Origin of the sequence: Bradyrhizobium sp. 31Argb, from assembly GCF_043638955.1 — a bacterium.
Taxonomy (GTDB): domain Bacteria; phylum Pseudomonadota; class Alphaproteobacteria; order Rhizobiales; family Xanthobacteraceae; genus Bradyrhizobium.
The window spans coordinates 1-18,372 of the sequence record NZ_JBEGDB010000087.1 but is presented as its reverse complement, the minus strand read 5'-3'; the positions used below and the strand labels follow the sequence as shown (position 1 = coordinate 18,372).

18 protein-coding genes are annotated in these 18,372 nt (G+C 63.6%); 5 read left to right on the top strand and 13 right to left on the bottom strand.

The features are described 5' to 3' along the window. Nucleotides 1-216 precede the first annotated feature (216 nt). Nucleotides 217-468, bottom strand: coding sequence for a hypothetical protein (locus AAFX91_RS18535; protein ID WP_394567365.1), 252 nt, complete (start codon nucleotides 466-468; stop codon nucleotides 217-219). On the opposite strand from AAFX91_RS18535, the gene AAFX91_RS18530 reads away from it, so the two are divergent. Beyond that, on the top strand, nucleotides 362-2,011 hold the full coding sequence (locus AAFX91_RS18530; RefSeq protein ID WP_394567364.1) for an alpha/beta hydrolase: 1,650 nt from the start codon (nucleotides 362-364) through the stop codon (nucleotides 2,009-2,011). The genes AAFX91_RS18535 and AAFX91_RS18530 overlap by 107 nt on opposite strands. A gap of 36 nt (nucleotides 2,012-2,047) precedes the next feature. Here AAFX91_RS18530 and AAFX91_RS18525 read toward each other — a convergent pair whose 3' ends face one another. The 4 genes from AAFX91_RS18525 to AAFX91_RS18510 all read right to left on the bottom strand — a co-directional run bounded on the left by AAFX91_RS18525 (nucleotide 2,048) and on the right by AAFX91_RS18510 (nucleotide 6,301). Then, on the bottom strand, nucleotides 2,048-3,139 hold the full coding sequence (locus tag AAFX91_RS18525) for an ABC transporter ATP-binding protein (RefSeq protein ID WP_394567358.1): 1,092 nt from the start codon (nucleotides 3,137-3,139) through the stop codon (nucleotides 2,048-2,050). A gap of 15 nt (nucleotides 3,140-3,154) precedes the next feature. After that, nucleotides 3,155-4,006 (bottom strand): carbohydrate ABC transporter permease, encoded by an 852-nt coding sequence (locus AAFX91_RS18520; RefSeq protein ID WP_130577474.1) that lies wholly within the window; start codon nucleotides 4,004-4,006, stop codon nucleotides 3,155-3,157. Continuing rightward, the gene (locus AAFX91_RS18515; RefSeq protein WP_130577473.1) at nucleotides 4,006-4,947 is read right to left on the bottom strand and encodes a carbohydrate ABC transporter permease; all 942 of its coding nucleotides are present in this window, start codon (nucleotides 4,945-4,947) and stop codon (nucleotides 4,006-4,008) included. Before AAFX91_RS18515 ends, AAFX91_RS18520 begins: the two co-directional genes overlap by 1 nt. 91 nt (nucleotides 4,948-5,038) lie before the next feature. Then, nucleotides 5,039-6,301: an ABC transporter substrate-binding protein gene (locus tag AAFX91_RS18510; protein ID WP_394567357.1), complete on the bottom strand. Its 1,263-nt coding sequence runs from the start codon at nucleotides 6,299-6,301 to the stop codon at nucleotides 5,039-5,041. A 402-nt stretch (nucleotides 6,302-6,703) separates the two neighbouring features. On the opposite strand from AAFX91_RS18510, the gene AAFX91_RS18505 reads away from it, so the two are divergent. Further along, nucleotides 6,704-6,880, top strand: a complete 177-nt coding sequence (locus AAFX91_RS18505) for a hypothetical protein (RefSeq protein WP_394567356.1) — start codon at nucleotides 6,704-6,706, stop codon at nucleotides 6,878-6,880. A gap of 113 nt (nucleotides 6,881-6,993) precedes the next feature. Continuing rightward, on the top strand, nucleotides 6,994-7,296 hold the full coding sequence (locus AAFX91_RS18500; protein WP_130577471.1) for a hypothetical protein: 303 nt from the start codon (nucleotides 6,994-6,996) through the stop codon (nucleotides 7,294-7,296). Between the two features lie 165 nt (nucleotides 7,297-7,461). Here AAFX91_RS18500 and AAFX91_RS18495 read toward each other — a convergent pair whose 3' ends face one another. The 3 genes from AAFX91_RS18495 to AAFX91_RS18485 all read right to left on the bottom strand — a co-directional run bounded on the left by AAFX91_RS18495 (nucleotide 7,462) and on the right by AAFX91_RS18485 (nucleotide 9,716). Continuing rightward, nucleotides 7,462-8,187 carry a hypothetical protein gene (locus AAFX91_RS18495; RefSeq protein ID WP_394567355.1) on the bottom strand — a complete coding sequence of 242 codons (726 nt, stop codon included), beginning with the start codon at nucleotides 8,185-8,187 and terminating at the stop codon, nucleotides 7,462-7,464. 119 nt (nucleotides 8,188-8,306) lie between these two features. Next, complete coding sequence (locus AAFX91_RS18490) at nucleotides 8,307-8,588, bottom strand: hypothetical protein (protein WP_394567354.1); 282 nt, start codon at nucleotides 8,586-8,588, stop codon at nucleotides 8,307-8,309. A gap of 165 nt (nucleotides 8,589-8,753) precedes the next feature. Beyond that, nucleotides 8,754-9,716, bottom strand: coding sequence for an NAD(P)H-dependent flavin oxidoreductase (locus tag AAFX91_RS18485; RefSeq protein ID WP_394567353.1), 963 nt, complete (start codon nucleotides 9,714-9,716; stop codon nucleotides 8,754-8,756). A 111-nt stretch (nucleotides 9,717-9,827) separates the two neighbouring features. Here AAFX91_RS18485 and AAFX91_RS18480 point away from each other — a divergent pair, with 111 nt between their 5' ends. Further along, the gene (locus tag AAFX91_RS18480; protein ID WP_394567352.1) at nucleotides 9,828-11,390 is read left to right on the top strand and encodes an AMP-binding protein; all 1,563 of its coding nucleotides are present in this window, start codon (nucleotides 9,828-9,830) and stop codon (nucleotides 11,388-11,390) included. A gap of 165 nt (nucleotides 11,391-11,555) precedes the next feature. Here the strand turns inward: AAFX91_RS18480 and AAFX91_RS18475 are convergent, their stop codons facing one another. The 4 genes from AAFX91_RS18475 to AAFX91_RS18460 all read right to left on the bottom strand — a co-directional run bounded on the left by AAFX91_RS18475 (nucleotide 11,556) and on the right by AAFX91_RS18460 (nucleotide 16,206). Continuing rightward, nucleotides 11,556-13,607 carry an ATP-binding protein gene (locus AAFX91_RS18475; RefSeq protein WP_394567351.1) on the bottom strand — a complete coding sequence of 684 codons (2,052 nt, stop codon included), beginning with the start codon at nucleotides 13,605-13,607 and terminating at the stop codon, nucleotides 11,556-11,558. 192 nt (nucleotides 13,608-13,799) lie between these two features. Next, a complete protein-coding gene (locus AAFX91_RS18470) occupies nucleotides 13,800-14,573 on the bottom strand; it encodes a thioesterase family protein (protein WP_394567350.1) in 774 nt (257 codons plus the stop codon). A gap of 11 nt (nucleotides 14,574-14,584) precedes the next feature. Beyond that, nucleotides 14,585-15,220: a uracil phosphoribosyltransferase gene (gene upp / locus AAFX91_RS18465; RefSeq protein ID WP_130577466.1), complete on the bottom strand. Its 636-nt coding sequence runs from the start codon at nucleotides 15,218-15,220 to the stop codon at nucleotides 14,585-14,587. Between the two features lie 116 nt (nucleotides 15,221-15,336). Then, complete coding sequence (locus AAFX91_RS18460) at nucleotides 15,337-16,206, bottom strand: LysR substrate-binding domain-containing protein (RefSeq protein ID WP_394567349.1); 870 nt, start codon at nucleotides 16,204-16,206, stop codon at nucleotides 15,337-15,339. Nucleotides 16,207-16,413: 207 nt separating this feature from the next. On the opposite strand from AAFX91_RS18460, the gene AAFX91_RS18455 reads away from it, so the two are divergent. Continuing rightward, nucleotides 16,414-17,241, top strand: coding sequence for an oxidoreductase (locus AAFX91_RS18455; RefSeq protein WP_394567348.1), 828 nt, complete (start codon nucleotides 16,414-16,416; stop codon nucleotides 17,239-17,241). Nucleotides 17,242-17,294: 53 nt separating this feature from the next. Here AAFX91_RS18455 and AAFX91_RS18450 read toward each other — a convergent pair whose 3' ends face one another. Beyond that, a complete protein-coding gene (locus AAFX91_RS18450; RefSeq protein WP_130577463.1) occupies nucleotides 17,295-18,263 on the bottom strand; it encodes a nitronate monooxygenase family protein in 969 nt (322 codons plus the stop codon). Nucleotides 18,264-18,372 lie beyond the last annotated feature (109 nt).

Sequence of the window (18,372 nt, the reverse complement as noted above, 5' to 3'; positions counted from 1 at the left end):
TCGGCGCAGCCATCAACACCAGCCTGTCAAGGGATCTGGCGAATAGTCATACAACCCAGTTGTGTACGAGCTGGCACAAAAATGCTAGTAGTGGCCAACGCGCGCCGCGCAGAAGGTTGACGATTAACCAGCAAGGGGGGCGTCATGCTCTTCAAAGGCGGTTTGCCACACGAAGGATACCGTCCGGGCCGACGATCCTTCGGCTAAACACTCGGGTCAGTATGCGGCATGCTTGCGATGCTGTTGCAATCCGTTCAACGGCGCTTTCTGACCACACTTCGCTCGCAGCACGATGGTCACCAATCGATCCCCAGCCATAAAGAGAAGGCTGTGGCCTTCATTCTCTACCGGCGGCGTTCTCATTGGAACGCTGTTTTTTGCTGCCTCTCTGACGCCGACGCTGTTGCCGCGGACCTTTTTGACGCAGGGCGTGCTTTCTGGATGCTCTCTTGCGGCCGGATACGGCATCGGCGTATTTGGCGTTTGGCTTTGGGACTATATGGAGCTTGTGCAACTCACTGGCCGCTTCCTGCGCGTCGTCAAGCTCGCTGCCGCCACCGGTTGCGCGATCGTCGCGATCATCTCCCTCTCGCAGATGGCGCAATGGCAGAATTCAATCCGTGAGTTGATGAAACTCGAGCCGGTCGACACGGTGCATCCACTCGAGGTCAGCCTGATTGCGCTGACTGTTTTCGCAATCCTGATCGCGCTCGCGCGGCTCTTCCGACTGACGCTCCGCTTTGTCGCGACAAGCGTTAATCGTTTCCTGCCAGGACGGGTGTCTAACGTCATCGGCGTCATCGCGGCGGTTGCGCTGTTTTGGTCGGTTATCAATGGAGTCCTCTTCCGCGCGGTCCTGCACGTCGCAGAGGCGTCCTTCCGGGAATACGACGCGATGATCGAACTGGAGACTCCGCCGCCCACAGACCCTTTGAAGACCGGAAGCAACGCTTCCCTGCTCGCCTGGGACAAGCTCGGGCGGGCGGGGCGAGAGTTCATCTCCTCGGGGCCGACCCGCGAAGACATAAGCACTTTGTCGGGCAGGCGAGCGCTCGAGCCCATTCGCGCCTATGTCGGACTACGCTCGGCGGCCACGCCGGAACGGCGCGCCAAGCTTGCACTGGAAGAACTAAAGCGCGTCGGCGGGTTCGAACGATCCGTGCTTATTGTGGTAACTCCGACCGGCACCGGCTGGGTTGACCCGGCGGCGATCGACAGCGTCGAATATCTGCACGACGGTGACGTGGCGAGCGTTGCTCTGCAATACTCCTATCTTGCCAGTTGGCTATACCTGCTCGTGGACCCAGGCTATGGCGCTGAAGTCGCGCGCGCCGTCTTCAAGGAGATCTATGGATATTGGACCACGCTTCCGAGGGGAAACCGGCCGAGGCTTTATCTCCACGGTATCAGTCTTGGCGCCACGAATTCCGAACAGTCGACGGACCTGATCGAAGTGATGGGCGACCCTTTCGATGGCGCGCTCTGGAGCGGGCCGCCCTATTCGAGCAGGCTCTGGCGCTGGCTCACCGACCATCGCAACCCCGGGTCGCCCGCCTGGCTTCCCCGCTTTCGCGATGGATCGTTCGTGCGGTTCATGAATCAGCACGGAGAGGCTGCCGAGCCCCCAGGTCCGAATGCCCCGTGGGGACCGGTGAGGATCGTCTACCTCCAATATGCAAGCGATCCGGCGACCTTTTTCGACTATCGCAGCCTCTATCGCGAACCGGACTGGATGCAGCCGCCGCGCGGCCCGGACGTGTCGCCGCAATTGCGCTGGTACCCGGTCGTAACTCTTTTCCAATTGATGCTGGACATGTTCATGGCAACCGAGGCGCCGATCGGCTACGGCCACGTCTACGACCCGGCGCACTACATCGACGCATGGATCGAGGTGACGGACGTTCGCGACTGGGCGCTGGAAGGAATCACGCGGCTGAAGCAGCACCTCTCCAAGCCGCAGTCCGCCGCGGCTATTGGTCCAACACCATCGGCGGCCGGGACGCTTGAGTAACACGACCCCATCCCGAGCACGCCAATGTGAAAAACCTCAGATTGCCGCCTGCGACACGCGGTCGAAGAAGTACAGCCGGTCGGGATTGAGCGCGAGGCGAAGGCGGTCGTGGACTTTCGCTTTGACGGTCGGTTCGACTGCGGCCACCATCGTGTTGGGGCCAACCCTGACGTCCAGAAGAATCTGGGAGCCGAGCTTCTCGATGACCTCGACCACGGCATCGAAGCTGAGGTCCGCCATGTCGCTGCCGGATGCGACGTGCAGATCCTCCGGCCGGATTCCGAGCGTGACATTCTCTCCGACATGCGGCCGGAGCCGGCCTGCGAGCTCAGTCGGCAGCTTGATGCGGATGCCCTCATGGCGGGCCCAGAGGGCGCCCTCGGCGTCGGCCATTTCCACCGTCGCGAAGTTCATGGCCGGGGAGCCGATGAAGCCTGCGACGAAGCGGTTGGCGGGCTCGTTGTAGAGCTCGAGCGGCTCGCCCACCTGCTGAACGAGACCATCCTTCATGACGACCACGCGATCGCCGAGCGTCATCGCTTCGACCTGATCGTGGGTGACGTAGATCGCGGTGGTGCCGAGGCGGACGTGGATCTTCTTGATCTCCACCCGCATCTGGATGCGCAGCTTGGCGTCGAGGTTCGACAGCGGCTCGTCGAACAGGAACACCTGCGGATGTCGAACGATGGCGCGGCCCAAGGCGACGCGCTGCCGCTGGCCGCCGGAGAGCTGCCGCGGCTTGCGTTGCAGTTGCTCCTCTATGCCAAGGATTTCGGCCGCGGCCTTCACGCGGTTCGCGATCTCGGCGCGATCGAACCCGCGCATCTTCAGGCCGAAGGCCATGTTGTCGTAGACGCTCATGTGCGGATAAAGGGCGTAGTTCTGGAACACCATGGCAATGTCGCGGTCCATCGGCGGCAGCTCGTTGACGATGCGGTCACCGATCATGATCTCGCCCGAAGTGATCGATTCGAGCCCTGCCACCATGCGGAGCGTCGTCGTCTTGCCGCAGCCCGAGGGACCGACAAGCACCACGAATTCCTTGTCGTGAATCTCAAGATTGACGTCCTTGACGGCATGGACCCCGTCAAACCTCTTGTTCAAACTCCGTATGATGACCCGAGACATTGCTCACCCTTTGCCTCACCCTTTGACGGACCCGGTGATGCCGGCGACGTAGTACTCGACGAAGAAGGAATAGATCAGCGCCACCGGGACCGAACCGAGAAGCGCGCCGGCCATCAGCGAGCCCCAGTAGAACACGTCGCCGCGGACAAGCTCCGAGGTGATGCCGACGGAGACCGTCTTCTGCTCCGGCGAGGACAGGAAGACGAGGGCATAGATGAACTCGTTCCACGACAGCGTGAAAGCGAAGATTCCGGCCGAGAGGATGCCCGGCACGGCGACCGGAAAGACGATGTAGACCATCGCCTGCCAGCGCGTCGCGCCGTCGATGCGTGCGCATTCCTCGAGCTCGCGCGGGATCGCCTTGAAGTAGCCCATCAGCAGCCAGGTGCAGAAGGGGATGAGGAAGGTGGGGTATGTGAGAACGAGCGCCCAGGGCGTATCGCCGAGGCGGAAGTTGCGGATGATATCGGCGAGCGGGATGAACAACAGCGTCTGCGGCACGAGATAGGTGATGAAGATTCCGGTGCCGAGGCTGCCGGCGAACGGAAATTTGAGCCGGGAGAGCGCGTAGCCGGCCAGGAGCCCGCAGAATAGCGAGATCACGGTGGCGAGCACCGAGATGAAGAAGGTGTTCAGCATCCACCTGCTGAACAGCGTCTCGTCCAGGAGATACCGGATATGGTCGAGGGTCGGATTGAGCGTCCAGAACGGCGTGTAGTTCGGCGCCATCCAGGGACGATAGAGCTCGGCGTCCGGCCGCACCGTCGTCACCATCATCCAATAAAACGGGAAGAGGAGCCCGATCACGAACAGCGCGAGCGGGAGATTGAAGAAGACCCAACGACGCCAGCGCGCGCCCTCTATCATCAAAGTGTCTCCACGCGGCGGATATAGAGGAGCTGCACGACGACGACGACGAGCAGCACCGGGAACATCGCGAGCGATATCGCCGCGCCCTCACCCAACAGACCCGTGCCGACGCCGACCTGATAGGCATAGGTGGCGAAGAGCTGCGTGGCGTTGGCCGGTCCGCCGCCGGTCAGGATATAGACGAGCTGGAAATCGGCGAATGTCTGGATCACCGAGAACAGCACGACGACCATGGTGACCGGCAGCAGCAGCGGCCAGGTGATGTAGCGGAAGCGCTGCCAAGGCCGCGCTCCGTCGATCGCGGCCGCCTCGGCCAGCTCCGGACTGATGGTCTGCAATCCGGCGAGCAGGCTGATTGCGTAGAACGGCACGCCGCGCCAGATATTGACGATCATCACCGAGATCAGCGCGAGTCCGGGGTCGCCCAGCCAATTGATGCGGGTGCGGATGATGCCGAGGTGAAAGAGCGTCCAGTTGATGACGCTGAAGGTCGGATCGAACATCCACTTCCACGCGAAGGTCGAGAGCACGGTCGGGATGATGAAAGGCAACAGGATGAAGGCGCGGGTCAGGGCCTTTGCCCTGAAATGGCGGTTGAGCAGCAGAGCTAGCCACAAGCCGAGCGCCAGCTTGAAGACGGTCGTCACCGCCGTGTAGAGGATGGTGTTCCAGACCGCGACGCGGAAGATGCTGTCGTTCATCAGCACCGCGAAGTTCTGCAGTCCGACGAAGTTTCCGGGCACGCCGACCTTGGCGTCGGTCACGGCCAGCAGCACGCCCTTGACGAAGGGATAGGCGATGAAGAGGCCGAGCAGCACCGCGGTCGGCAGCAGCAGGAAGAACGCGAACCAGCGCTCGTTCTCAAGAACTCGCGTGACCGGCCCGCGCCGCGGCGCGGACACATAGGGTCTTGCAGCGACGACGGAGTCGACGGCCATCGAGCGGTTCTCCGAACGGCTGCCGGAGCGCTGCGGCCGCGGGCCGCAGCACCGAGGCGAGATCAAAACCTAGCGCGCCGAGGAAGCGGCTTCAAGCGGCATAAATCCTTGCGACCTCGTCGTGCGCCCATTTCACCGCGTCCTGCGCCGGCATGCCCTGTATCGCCTTTGCCGTCATGTCGACCATGATGTACTTGCTGAGCACCTCGGCTGCGTGGCGGTCGGCCGGCCCGGCGTAGCCGGGGAAACGTCCGGCCCGCGCCGCCGTCCGGAAGGGCAGCATCACGGGGTCGTTCTCCCAGAGCTTATCCTGCTCCCAAACCGTGGTCGCCCCGACGGAGTAGCCCTGCTGCGAATCGAACCACGCCTGATAGACCGGCTTCGAGGTGATCCAGCGCAGGAACTCCTTGCCGGCCTTCTGGTCCTTCACATACTTCATCAGCATGTTCGACATCGGCAAATGATAGCCGAACTGGCCGGCGGCGCCCCTAGGCAGCGGCGCGTGCAGGATGTCCTGCCACATCGGCGTGCCGGTTTCGGTAAGATAGACCTGGGGCTTGCGCTTGGCCTCGATGTAGATCGAGGCGCCGTTCAACGTGGAGCTGATCGTGCCTGCGAGGAAGGCCCGGTTGTTGCTGGTGTCGTCCCAGGCGAGCCCACCCTCGTCATATGCGTCGTTCCAGAAGCCTACGGCGAACTTGACGGAATCGACCGTCGCCTTGGAGTTCAGCGTCACCGTCTTGCCGTCCGCTTCGACCTCCTTGCCGCCCCATGACCAAAGATACGGATAGGCATAGGTCGGCGGATCGCCGAAGCTGTGGCCGACCGTCTGCCCCAGGGGCCGGCCCTTCGCCTTCAGCTTCTTGCCGGCCTCGCGATATTCCTCCCAGGTTTGCGGGAACTTTGGCGCCTCGTACCCGATCTCCGCGAACCAGGACTTGCGGTACGCCAGTTGCGCGCCGAGCACGCACCAGGGGACCGCGATCCATTTCTTGCCGTCATTGGCGACGACGCGCGATTCCTCGTAGAAGCCGCCCTGCGCCTTGCCGATCTCCTCCGCCACATCGCTGACGTCGATGACGCTCTCGGGATAGAGCTGCGCCCAGTTGTTGAGCGCGCAGATCACGTCCGGTCCGGTGCCGGACTGGATCGCCGAGGTGGTGCGCGCCTGGATGTCGTTGCCGTTGATCATCTCGATGTTGAGCTTGATGCCGAGCGCCTTGGCACATTCGGGAACGATCACCTTGCGGAGCACTTCGTCCGAGGCAGGAACGAAATCGTTCCAGCGCAGCCAATGAATCGTCGTTGCTTGTGCGTAGGCGGGCGCCTGCTTCAGGGCAAGAATTGACGCCAATCCCCCAGTCCTCGCCGCAACTGCACCACCGCCGGAAAGCTTAAGAAGCTCACGCCGACTTATGCGAGCCATGACCTGTCCTCCCTCTATCTTGTAGTTGAATTCTCCTCTTTGCATGCAGACGTCACCCAAGAGACGTCACCCAAGAGACTTGGGCTTGAACAACTGGAGATACTAGCACGCCTGCCCAATTTCGATAACGCGTGGCGGGCGGAGGCTCGCTTGAACCGGCACTAAACCGGGGCAGCGTCGTCCTGTCGGGTAACCTTTCGCACTGCACCGTTGAGGCAGTCCATGCGTCGCCTCCGCCCAGGCCTAGGGTAGGCAGAGCACCTTCCTTGCCGACATGAAAGATGCCTTGTGCTACAATGCGCGAGGTCCACAATCAGGCGGAGCGGTCCGATGCGCGCCCTCGAAGTGTTCGTGATCTATGTCACGCCCTTCGTCATCATCGGGATCATCGCCAGGCTCCTGATGAAGCGAAGCAGCGTTGATCTGACCGACGTGCAGGCGCAGGCGGGAGCAAATCGCAGACCGCGCAAAGCTTTCCTGTTGGGAGGCTGGCGCAACGAGAATTGATGTCGCCCTGTTCCGCCGCCTTCAAGGGCCGCAGTGCAAAAAAATCGCGATGGCGCCAGAAGCCGGCCGCGTGTATAAGCCGGTAGCTTCTTCCGTAGCATGAAGAGGCTGATATGAACGACTTGCATGCATGGCTCTCGCAGCAGCACCATGGCTTGCGAACCTTCCAAAACTTCCAGCAAAAACTCGACGCGTTAGTGAGGGACGAGCCCGGGCAACAGGCTTTGTGCCGGCTGCTGAGCGATCTCGTTGGCGGCTACGTCGAAGCCTTCGACGAAGAACCTCTGCCCGTTGACGTCGCGGACCATGCCTATCAGCGCCTGCTTGACCTGGTTGGAAGCCTCGACCTTGAGGCCAATGCCGATCGTCGCCTGGCCGACATCAATCGCGTAGCGGCGTACGACCTGCTGCATTGATCGGGCGGATTGTGCGGGCGACTCTTCCCTGTCATTCCGGGGCGATGCGAAGCATCGAGCCCGGAATCCATCTCACCGCCCACGCAGGTGGCCCGATGGATTCCGGGTTCGTCCTTCGGACGCCCCGGAATGACAGGATCGTGGGAAGCTTTCGCGCCGCGCCGCTCAGATCATCGCGGCGACTTTTTCCAGGCCGATGATGCGGGCGAGCGAGCGGACTTCGTTCTTCTGGTCTTCGCGGAGCTGGAACAGGAGCGGCATGGCCGCCGATTTCAATTGCTGCACTTCGTCGGAGTCCGGATCGATCGGCATCCCGTTCGCATTCGGATCAGCTTGGCGCTTCTGGTGGATCTTGCGGGCGACGGCGCGAAGCGCGGTCTCGACCGCAGGCCAGTAATATTCCTGCGACGAGGTCAGCTTCAGCCGGTCCTTGATGCCGGCGATCTGCGCATCGCTGAGCAGCGCGTAATTCTTCTGCGGCGCGGGCTTGGCGGCAGCCTTTGGCTTCGCGGGCGCCGGCGTGGCCGGCTGGGCGGCTGCAGGCTGGTTCGCGGGCGGCTCGGTCAATTTCGGCAGGCCGACATCGGCCGGCTCGGCCAAGGCATAGGCTTGGCGCAGGGAGGCCGTCAGATCCGGAATGGCGGCCTGGGCCTGGGCCTGAAGCTGCGCCTGCGCCGGGGTCTGCGGCGGCGGCTCATAGGCGGCGAGCGCGTAGGCCACCACCGCGAGGCGGTCCTTCTTGCTCTCCTTGTTGGAGACGGGATGAACGGGCGCGGCTTCCTCCGCGACACTGCGCGGCATCGGCACGCTGTCACGGCTCAAAATGCTGGTGGCGGCGGCGCCAACCACGAGGAAGCAGGTCAGCGCGATGATGGTCATGGCCCTAGTCAACGACGTCTCCATCTCGCCCGGACTTCCCTTGAAATTGAACGCTAATTGCGGCGTTAGCATGCCCTTGGAACCGCCAAGGCGGGGCAAAGGCGAAAAAACCTAATTTAAACAAGCGAAAATCAGGCCGCGGCGGCCAGTTCATAGGCTTCCTGGATGTCGGCGACGATGTCATGGGCCTCGAACAGCGCGGACCCTGATACCGAATGCAGGCTGATGGTCCAGTTGGTCCGGCGGGTGCGAGGCATGCTGACGACGTCGAATTCGACGTTGCGACAGAGCGGATGGCGCTGCAAGGCGTGGCGGACGCGGGTCCGAAGCTCATCAAGGGTCGCGGGGGTTTTGGTGAGAAAGGCCTCAAGAAGCACGTCGTATCCCCTTTGGTCCTGCGCCAGCCTGGCCATGGCGGCGGGCTGTCCTGCGCGGCTATTGTTGGGGCGGACGTGGTTAATGCCGGGTTAAGTGGTATCTCGGGGCGAATTAGTCGTAGCCCGGATGGAGCGAAGCGCAATCCGGGGTTTCGAGGGCGGGGTGACCTCATCCCGGATTACGCTTTCGCTCCATCCGGGCTACAGGGCGGCGCGATATTCCTCGACCGTCCTCGCCACCAGTTCATCCACCGGGAGCACATCCGTCACGCCGGAAACCGAATGGCCGGCGCTCCAGATATCGCGCCAGCGCTTGGGGCGGCTTTCGCGGGCGCCGATGTCGATATCCTTGCCGATGTCGATGGCGCCGCGCTGCGGCAGGTTGTCGGGATCGAGGCCGGCAGCTTCGATCGAGGGGCGCAGCATGTTGGTCTGCAGGCCGGTGAAGGCAGTGGTGAGCAGGATATCGTCGGCGCCGCTTGCGACCAGCATCTGCTTGTAGCTGATATCCGCCATGCTCTCGCGCGTGGCGATGAATTTGGTGCCCATATAGGCGAGGTCGCAGCCGAGCGCTTCGGCGGCGCGGAGCGCGTGGCCATCGCAGATGCCTCCGGCGAGCACGATCGGACCGTCGAAGAAGGCGCGGACAGCGCGCACGAACACGAACGGATTGAGCCAGCCGGTCTGCCCACCCGCGCCCGCGGTGAGCAGCACCAATCCGTCGGCGCCGGCTTCGACCGCGCGCTCGGCGTGGCGGATCGACGCGACGTCGGCGAACACCAGCGCGCCGGCGTCATGCAGCGGCGCCAGTACAGGCGCCGGAGAGCCGACCGAGGTGATGACCATCTCCGGCTTGTGACGCAGCAGCACATCCAGATCCTGCTGCAGCTGCGCGTTGGAGCGGTGCACGATCAGGTTCGGACAGATCGGCGCGGCCGCGTTGCCGCTGGCGTCGGAATGCCGCTGCAATCGATCCTCGATCTCGGCGAGCCACTGATCGAGCTGTTCCGTCTCGCGGCAATTCACCGTGGGGAACGAGCCGATCACGCCATTGCGGCAGGCGGCTGTCACCAGCTCGACGCCGGAGACCAGAAACATCGGCGCCGCGATCAGCGGCAGCGAGAGGCGTTCGCGAAAGCGCGAGCGAATGTTGTTCGACGGCAAGGCGTTTCTTCCCTCTCCCGGCTTGAGCCGCTTCCTTGTTGTGCTAGCGTCATCGTCAACATTGGCACGAAGAAATGCCAGACACAAAACCGACGGGGAGGAATTCTTGAGATGAGCGATCCGCTCCATGCGTTTCCACCGGTGTGCGCGCAGACGCTGCGGGCGCTGGCACGCTATCCCACGCGCACCGCCTTCAGTTGGCCTGATGGATCGATCACCTACCGGGGCACGACCGACCTGGTCGGGCGGATCCAGAACGTGTTCATGCGGCTCGGCTTCGCGCCCGGCACCCGCGTCGCGCTGCTGAGCGCCAACCGCGCCGACGCCTGGTGCGCCGGCGTCGCCGCGCAGCTCGCGCGACTTGCGATCACCTGGCTGCATCCTCTGGGATCGCTGGACGATCAGCTATTCCAGATCGAGGATTCGGACGCGCAGATGCTGATCATCGATGCCGCGACCTTCCGCGACCGCGGCGGCGATCTCGCGGCGAAAGCCACGAATATCAAAACCGTGTTCACGCTCGGCCCCGCCGATTACGGCATCGACCTGTTGCAGGCGATCGAGCAGGCGGGGCACGCTATCGCGCGCTGCCTGGCCGGACCGGACGACATCGCGACGCTGAACTATACCGGCGGCACGACAGGCAAATCCAAGGGCGCGCTGCGCCATCACCGCGAATATGGCGGCTTCGCCGGCGCGATCCTGGCCGATTTCGAAATCCCCGACACACCGCGCTATCTCACGGTGGCGCCGATCAGCCATGTCGCCGGAACGAAAGTGCTGCCGACGCTGATGCGCGGCGGCACCGTGCACATGCTGAGGGGTTTCGATCCCGAGGCCGTGCTCAAGACCATCGAGCGGGAGAAGATCAACTTCACGCTGTTCGTGCCGACCATGATCTATGTGCTGCTCGATCATCCCTTGCTTGATAAGACCGATCTCTCCTCGCTCGAACTGTTGCTTTATGGCGCCTCGGCGATGTCGCCGAGCCGGCTGGTCGAAGGCATCGAGCGGATCGGGCCGGTGTTCTCGCAGCTTTACGGCCAGACCGAATGCTATCCGGTCTCGGTGCTGCGCAAGGCCGACCATGATCCGAAGACGCCCGGGCTGTTCCTGTCCTGCGGCTTCCCGATCGCCGTCTGCGACGTGAAGATCCTTGATGACAATGACGAGGAGGTCGCAACCGGCGAAGCTGGCGAGATCTGCGTGCGCGCGCCGCATGTGATGGCGGAATACTGGAAGCGGCCCGATACGACAGCGGAGACGCTCAAGAACGGCTGGCTGCATACCGGCGACATCGCCCGCGCCGATGAGCGCGGCTACATGTACATCCTCGATCGCAAGAAGGACATGATCGTCTCCGGCGGCTTCAATATCTTCCCGCGCGAGGTCGAGGACGTGCTGTCGCAGCATGCGGATGTGGCGATGGTGGCGGTCGTCGGCGTGCCCGACGACAAATGGGGTGAAGCGGTCACCGCTGTTATCGTCGCCCGCGACGGCGCGCGGCCGGATGCGGATGAGCTGATCAACGTGGTGAAAGCGAAGAAAGGCTCGGCGCATGCGCCGAAGCAGGTCCGCTTCGTGAAGGAATTGCCGATGACCGGCGTCGGCAAGGTCGACAAGAAGGTGTTGAAGGCAAGCTTCTGGACCGGCCGCGAGCGGATGGTGGGATGACGCGCGTGCGCTCGAGACGCGCGGCAGCATCTCCGATAGGTGCGCCGCATCGCTACGCGACGTCATTGCGAGGAGCGAAGCGACGAAGCAATCCACGCCTCCGCGTGCGTCGCTATGGATTGCTTCGCTCCGCTCGCAATGACGTGGAGAGAGCTGGGGTAACGCTCACCGCAGCAATTGGTCCAGCCGGTCGCGCAACTGATCCTGGTGGTAGGGCTTCGCCAGTCGCGGCAGGTCGACCTGCACGCCGTCGGGCAGTTCGGCATAACCGGTGGCGAGCAGGATCGGCAGTGACGGGCGCACTTTTCGCGTGGCGGCGGCAAGCTCGAGCCCGGTCATCCCTGGCATGACGTGATCGGTCATCATCAAATCGAGCGGCTGCTCGCTGCGAAGGATGTCAAGCGCGTGCAGGCCTGAGGTGGCGCCGATCACGCGGTGGCCGAGATCCTCCAGCATCTCCGTGGTCGACATCGCGATCAAGGGATCGTCGTCGACGAACAGGATCACCGCGGAGCGCTTGAGCTTTCGCGACGGCGGCGCTGGGCTCGCTGCTTCCGCCAGGACCGTCGCAACCGGCAGCATCAGCGTTGCGGTGGTGCCCTGGCCTTCGATGCTGGAAAGCTGCAGCGTGCCGCCGAGTTGCACGGCGAGCCCATGCACCATCGACAGTCCGAGCCCGGTGCCCTTGCCGAGCGGCTTTGACGAGAAGAACGGCTCGATCGCGCGCTTCAGGATCTCCGGCGACATCCCACTGCCGGTATCGATCACCGACAGCTTGAGATAACAGCCCGGCATGAGCGCCGGATCCTTCGCGGCCTGATTTTCCGACACCTTGATGTCGATTGCGCCGCCATCCGACATCGCATCGCGCGCGTTGATCGCGAGATTGAGGATCGCAAGCTCGAGCTGGTTGGCGTCGATCCGCGCCGGCGGCAGGCCTTCGGGCAAATCGAGGTGCAATGCGATCCGCGGCCCCAGCGAGCGTTCGAGCAGATTGCTCATGCCCCGGATCAGCGCGCGCAGATCGACCGGCTCCACGCGCAGATCCTGCTGCCGGGCGAAGGCGAGCAGCCGCTGCGTCAGCGAGGCGCCGCGCTCGGCCCCCTGCATTGCGCCGTCGATGAGACGATGCAGGCGCTGGTCGCTCGGCAGGCGCTTGCGCAAGAGTTCGAGATTGCCCATCACCGCCATCAGGAGATTGTTGAAGTCATGGGCGATACCGCCGGTGAGCTGGCCGATTATCTCCATCTTCTGCGCATGGCGGAGCTGCTCCTGTGCCTTTTCGCGGGCGGCGACCTCTTTCAGGAGGTCGGCGGTGCGCTGCTCGACGCGCTGCTCCAGCGTCGCCGTCAATTCCGAAAGCGCGGTGCGCTCGGCTGCAAGCTGCGCCAGCAGGTTTTCGCGCTCGATCTCGGCGGTCTTGCGCAGGGTGATGTCGGAGCAGACACCGACCAGCGATTTGAGACTGCCATCGGGCCGCCGCACGGCGCGGGCGCGCACGTCGAGCCAATGCTGCGAGCCGTCCGGCCAGATCACCCGGTATTCGATCGCGTAGTGCTTGCCGGTGCGGATGCTTTGCGCCAGGACGCCGAGACGCCGCTCGCGGTCGTCGGGATGTACGGCGTCGAGCAGCTCCGGATAGGTGAACCGCTCGCTCGTACGGCGCCCGAAATAGGTCTTGCAGATGTCCGAGGCCTCCAGCTCGAATTCCGGCAAATGCAATTCCAGCGCGCCGAGCTGGCCGGCGTTGAGCGCGGTCTGCAGCAGGCTCTCGCTTTCGGTGAGGTCTTCGAGGATGGCGCGGGTCTGGTACTGGCGGCGTCGGCCACGCACTGCGGAGCCGACGATGCTCGCAAGCGTGGTGGGATGAAACGGCCGCTCGATGAAGGTGACATTGCCCAGGATCTTGCCGAGCCGTACCGCGCCGGGATCGCGCTCGGGGCTGCCGCCCTGGGTCAGAAGCACGATCGGGAAATCCGACCATGCCGGCTGATCGTTGAGCCATCGCGTCAAGCTGGTCAAATCCTTCCCCACGATCGCGTCATCGGCGATCACGGCGAGCCCCGCGCCGCTTGCGATCTCGCGCCTCAGCGCGGTGAGATCGCCGCAGATGTTGGCATAGTAGCCGGCCTCACGGATCAGGCAGGCGGTCTCGACCGCTTCACGCTCGCTCGAGGCAATGACCACCGCACGCTCGGAGGAAGGACCCGGCCTCACGGCACGCTCCGGCTTAAAAAAGACTTGGCTGCAATAGGATAGGCAGCGCCAACGGCTGACGCTTGCCTGGCAGCGAGCGTCAGTCCGCCGGCGGCTAAATCAACGCACTTCATGATGGCCCTCAACGAGGGGCCAAACTCGCCCGGCCTCGAAGCGTTCCAAGGCGACGAAGCGATTTTTCGTCGCGTTACCTTAGCGCTTCTCAATCACCAGGCTTTGCACGGCGCGGCCAAAATACCCGCGCTCGTCGGCGAGGCGCGACATCGCAAGCCCTGCCCCGTCAGGTCCGATCCAGCTTTCGCCGTCGAGCAGGATCCACTCGCCGACCGGTTGTCGCGCCAGGCTCACGGTGAGGTCCGCATTGATGAAGGTCCACTCCCGGAAATCGAGCGTGGACGAGGTGCCGTTACTGAAATCGGCGGCGACCACCGCGCGCATGGCCTGCGACACCGGCGATCCCGCGATCAGCGGCCGGTCGACGCGAAACCAGATCGCGGCAGGACCAACCATGCCGAAGCGGCCGCGCGCGGCGCGCATCGAGATGCATCTGGTGAACGGGCTGCCGGCGTTATCGGCAGGCTCGAACATCGATTGATCGGGGCCGGGAAGCCCGAGCGGCAGGTCAACGACATCGGGCGGCAATGCCTGCGCCTGCGACTTGATCCGCAGCACGGAGGCCGCGACCACAGGCACGCCTTCGGCCAGGAGCCGCACGCCGCAGAGCTGGATCTTGCGGCCCTCGCGCAAGATCTCGGTCTCGATGGTGAGCGGCGCGACCGGCACCGGCCGCATCAGATCGATGGTGACGCGCGCGATCTGCATCGGCACCGGCGTGAGCAGGGACTCCGCGGCCCACACCACCAGCGCCGCAGGCGCGGAACCGTGCTGCATCTGCGGATGCCAGGGGCCGGCGGCATCCGGGCTGGTGACGACTTTGTTGCCGTCAACGCGGAAGATGGGATCCATGATAACTGGGCCTATTTGGTGCCGAACATGCGATCGCCGGCATCGCCGAGGCCGGGCAGGATGTAGCCGTGGTCGTTCAACCGCTCATCGATGGCCGCGGTCCAGAGCGGCACATCGGGATGCTCCCGCTGAAAATGCGCGATGCCCTCAGGGGCGGCCAGCAGGCAGACGAAACGGAGGTCACGGGCGCCACGCTTTTTCAGGAGGTTCGCACCGGCGACGGCGGAATTGCCGGTCGCCAGCATCGGGTCCATCAGGATCGCGGTGCGATCGGCCAGATCGTGCGGCGCCTTGAAGAAATATTCCACCGCTTCCAGCGTCTCGGGATCGCGATAGAGCCCGATATGCGACACGCGCGCCGACGGCACCAGCGCGAGCATGCCGTCCAGGAATCCGACGCCGGCGCGCAGGATCGGCGCGAAGGTCAATTTCTTGCCTGCGATCATCGGCGCCTTCATCGGCATCAGCGGCGTCTCGATGTCGACCAGTTCGAGCGGCAGGTCGCGCGTCACCTCGTAGCAGAGCAGCATGCCGACCTCGTTGACGAGTTCCCGGAAACTCTTGATCGACCGGTCGCGCTCGCGCATCAGCGTGAGCTTGTGCTGCACCAGCGGATGGTTGACGACGTTGACGGCGGCGGCGCTCATGGCGGTATTTGTCGCACAGGGTCGCTGCCCGCATCAAGGGTTCGTGACGCCGCGCCGGTGCACGGATGGCCCTCGCCGCCGGGTTATCCAAGGCGACAAGCGGAAGCCGTTCGCCTTCACTTGCGAATATTTGCCGATTGCATAGACCGCACCGATTTCGAAGCCTGCGCTGGCTTGGGAATTCCGCCCGCTTTTCCCGCCACGGCCGACGGCAGTTCTTCCCGCAGCAGATCGATGAAGGCACGCAAGCCAGCGGTCATGTGTCGATGCCGCGGGTAATAGAGGCGCAATCCGGGAAACGGCGGCGTCCAGTCTTCAAGGGCCGCGCGCAAGCGGCCACAGGCGAGATGATCGGCGACCCACCACTCGCTCACGAAAATGAGGCCGAAGCCATCCAGCGCGGACTCGACCATCAGGGCATCGTTATCGAGCGTCAGCCTGCCCGGCACGTCCAACGCGACCTCCTCGCCGCGCTTCTCGAACTCCCACCGGTACAGCTTGCCGCTGGGCATCCGCCTGCGAACACATTCATGCGCAAGCAGATCCGAAGGCGAGCGCGGCACCGACATCCGTTCGAAATAGGACGGCGCGCCTACCACGAGGAAACGCGAGTCCGGCCCGCAGGGGACCGCCACCATGTCTTGCGGAACGGCTTCGGCAAGCCGAATGCCCGCATCAAAGCCTTCCGCGACGATGTCGATGTGACGGCCCTCCATCGTCAGTTCGACCTGCATGTCGGGATATCGCCGCAGGAATTTTGCAACGACAGCCCGCAAGATCTGATGGCCGGCGCGCTCCTTCAGGCTGATGCGCAGCGCGCCCGCCGGCGTGTCGCGGAAGACGTTCACGTCTTCCATGGCGCCGGCGATCTCGCGCAACGCCGGATTGACCCGTGAGAGGAAGCGCTCGCCCGCCGCCGACAACGAGACGCTGCGCGTCGTGCGGTTGATGAGGCGAACGCCAAGCCGCTTCTCCAGCCCTGCCACCGCATGGCTGAGGGCCGATGGCGAGATGCGTGGCCGCCGCGCGGAAACTGCGGTGGGCCGCGATCGCGGCGATGGCGTTCAGTTCGAAAAGGCCGGCATCGAGCATTGTTCGATATTCTGCATCAGGTCATGTCAATTTATGCCGATTGTTGCATTAATCAATCCGCCTATCTGTGATCCGGGATTTGGGCCGAAAGGACATCACAGATGGCAAAAACATTCCTCATCACAGGCGTTTCCACCGGCTTCGGCCGCGCACTGGCCGAAGCTGCCCTGCGGGAAGGGCACACGGTCGCCGGCACCGTGCGGAAGCAAAGCGACCAGGAGAATTTCGAGAAACTCGGCAAAGGCGCGCACGCCGTGATTCTCGACGTCGCCAACACCAGCAGGGTCGCCCCTGCGGTCGCTGAGATCGAGCGCAGCATCGGCCCGATCGACGTGCTCGTGAACAATGCCGGCTATGGCCACGAAGGCATCCTGGAAGAGTCCTCGATCGAGGATTTGCGCCACCAGTTCGAGGTCAACGTGTTCGGCGCGGTGGCCATGATGCAGGCGGTGCTGCCTTATATGCGCAAGCGGCGCTCCGGGCACATCCTCAATGTCACCTCGATGGGCGGCATCATGACGTTTCCCGGCCTGAGCTACTACCACGGCAGCAAGTTCGCGCTGGAGGGGATTTCGGAGACCGTCGGCAAGGAAGTGAAGGACCTTGGCATCAAGGTGACGGCGATCGAGCCGGGCGGCTTCCGCACCGACTGGGCGGGACGATCGCTGGTGCGGGCGGCGCGATCGATTTCCGACTACGACCAGGTGATGAACCCGGCGCGCCAGCGCCGCATGGAATATAGCGGCAAGCAGATCGGCGATCCCGCGAAGGCCGCGCAGGCGATGTTGAAGGTCGCGATGTCGGATGATCCGCCCGCGCATCTTCTGCTTGGCAGCGACGCCGTGCGGCTGGTCGAGGAGAAGATCAAGGCGCTGCAGGCCGACTTCGAAGCGTGGAGGGACCTTTCGCTTTCCACCGACGTTGCCTGATCAGGAAAGCACTGGCGGTCCCGTGCGCAACGCCGGGACCGCCAATTGATGGATCACAATGCCGGATCGACCGCTTCCTCGTATTCCTTCTTGAAGCGCGCGATCAGTTCGGCGGCGGGCACGATCTTTTCGACGCTGCCGACACCCTGACCTGAGCCCCAGATCTCCTTCCAGGCTTTCGGCTTCGCCCGCTCGCCGGAGGCGTCGGTGCCGAAGCTCATCTTGGAGGGATCGGAGGCCGGCAGATTGTCCGGGTCCATGCCGGCGGCGACGATCGACGGCTTCAGGTAATTGCCGTGCACGCCGGTGAACAGGTTGGAATAGACGATGTCTTCGGCGGCCGAGCCGGTGATCATGCTCTTGTAGCCTTCGACCGCATTCGCTTCTTTCGTCGCGATGAAGGCCGAGCCGATATAGGCGAAGTCGGCGCCGAGGATGCGCGCGGCGCGGATCGCCTTGCCGTTGCCCATCGCGCCCGACAGCGCGATCGGACCGTCGAACCACTGCCGCGTCTCCGCAACGAAGGGGAACGGCGACAGCGTGCCGGCATGGCCGCCCGCGCCGGCCGCCACCAGGATCAGGCCGTCGGCGCCCTTCTCGATCGCCTTGTGGGCGAACTTCTGATTGATCACGTCGTGAAAGACGATGCCGCCCCAATTGTGCACGGCCTGATTGAGCTCCTCGCGCGCGCCAAGCGAGGAGATGATCATCGGCACCTTGTGCTTCTCGCAAAGCGCGAGATCATGATCGAGCCGGTTGTTCGACTTGTGCACGATCTGATTGACCGCGAACGGCGCCGAGGGCCGTTCGGGATGCGCCCTGTCATAGGCCGCGAGCTCTTCCTTGATGCGCCCCAGCCATTCGTCGAGCAACTCCGGCGGCCGCGCGTTCAGCGACGGAAACGATCCGACCACGCCGGCCTTGCACTGCGCGATCACGAGATCAGGCACGGAGATGATGAACAGTGGCGCACCGATCACTGGAATCGACAGACGGCCCTTGAACAAGGCAGGCATGGACATCAGAGAAGATCCTTCGATTAGCTGGGAAGAGAGACTAGGCCGTGTGGACTCTTGGGATTCTCAAATCAGATTGAACGTGATTCAAGGCTTTCTTTTAGGAGGAAGCCTT

Coding starts and splice junctions, on each gene's coding strand:
- AAFX91_RS18535 (WP_394567365.1), bottom strand. CDS start 468: ATGCCGTATCCGGCCGCAAGAGAGCATCCAGAAAGCACGCCCTGCGTC.
- AAFX91_RS18525 (WP_394567358.1), bottom strand. CDS start 3,139: ATGTCTCGGGTCATCATACGGAGTTTGAACAAGAGGTTTGACGGGGTC.
- AAFX91_RS18520 (WP_130577474.1), bottom strand. CDS start 4,006: ATGATAGAGGGCGCGCGCTGGCGTCGTTGGGTCTTCTTCAATCTCCCG.
- AAFX91_RS18515 (WP_130577473.1), bottom strand. CDS start 4,947: ATGGCCGTCGACTCCGTCGTCGCTGCAAGACCCTATGTGTCCGCGCCG.
- AAFX91_RS18505 (WP_394567356.1), top strand. CDS start 6,704: ATGCGCGCCCTCGAAGTGTTCGTGATCTATGTCACGCCCTTCGTCATC.
- AAFX91_RS18500 (WP_130577471.1), top strand. CDS start 6,994: ATGAACGACTTGCATGCATGGCTCTCGCAGCAGCACCATGGCTTGCGA.
- AAFX91_RS18490 (WP_394567354.1), bottom strand. CDS start 8,588: ATGGCCAGGCTGGCGCAGGACCAAAGGGGATACGACGTGCTTCTTGAG.
- AAFX91_RS18480 (WP_394567352.1), top strand. CDS start 9,828: ATGAGCGATCCGCTCCATGCGTTTCCACCGGTGTGCGCGCAGACGCTG.
- AAFX91_RS18470 (WP_394567350.1), bottom strand. CDS start 14,573: ATGGATCCCATCTTCCGCGTTGACGGCAACAAAGTCGTCACCAGCCCG.
- upp (WP_130577466.1), bottom strand. CDS start 15,220: ATGAGCGCCGCCGCCGTCAACGTCGTCAACCATCCGCTGGTGCAGCAC.
- AAFX91_RS18455 (WP_394567348.1), top strand. CDS start 16,414: ATGGCAAAAACATTCCTCATCACAGGCGTTTCCACCGGCTTCGGCCGC.
- AAFX91_RS18450 (WP_130577463.1), bottom strand. CDS start 18,263: ATGTCCATGCCTGCCTTGTTCAAGGGCCGTCTGTCGATTCCAGTGATC.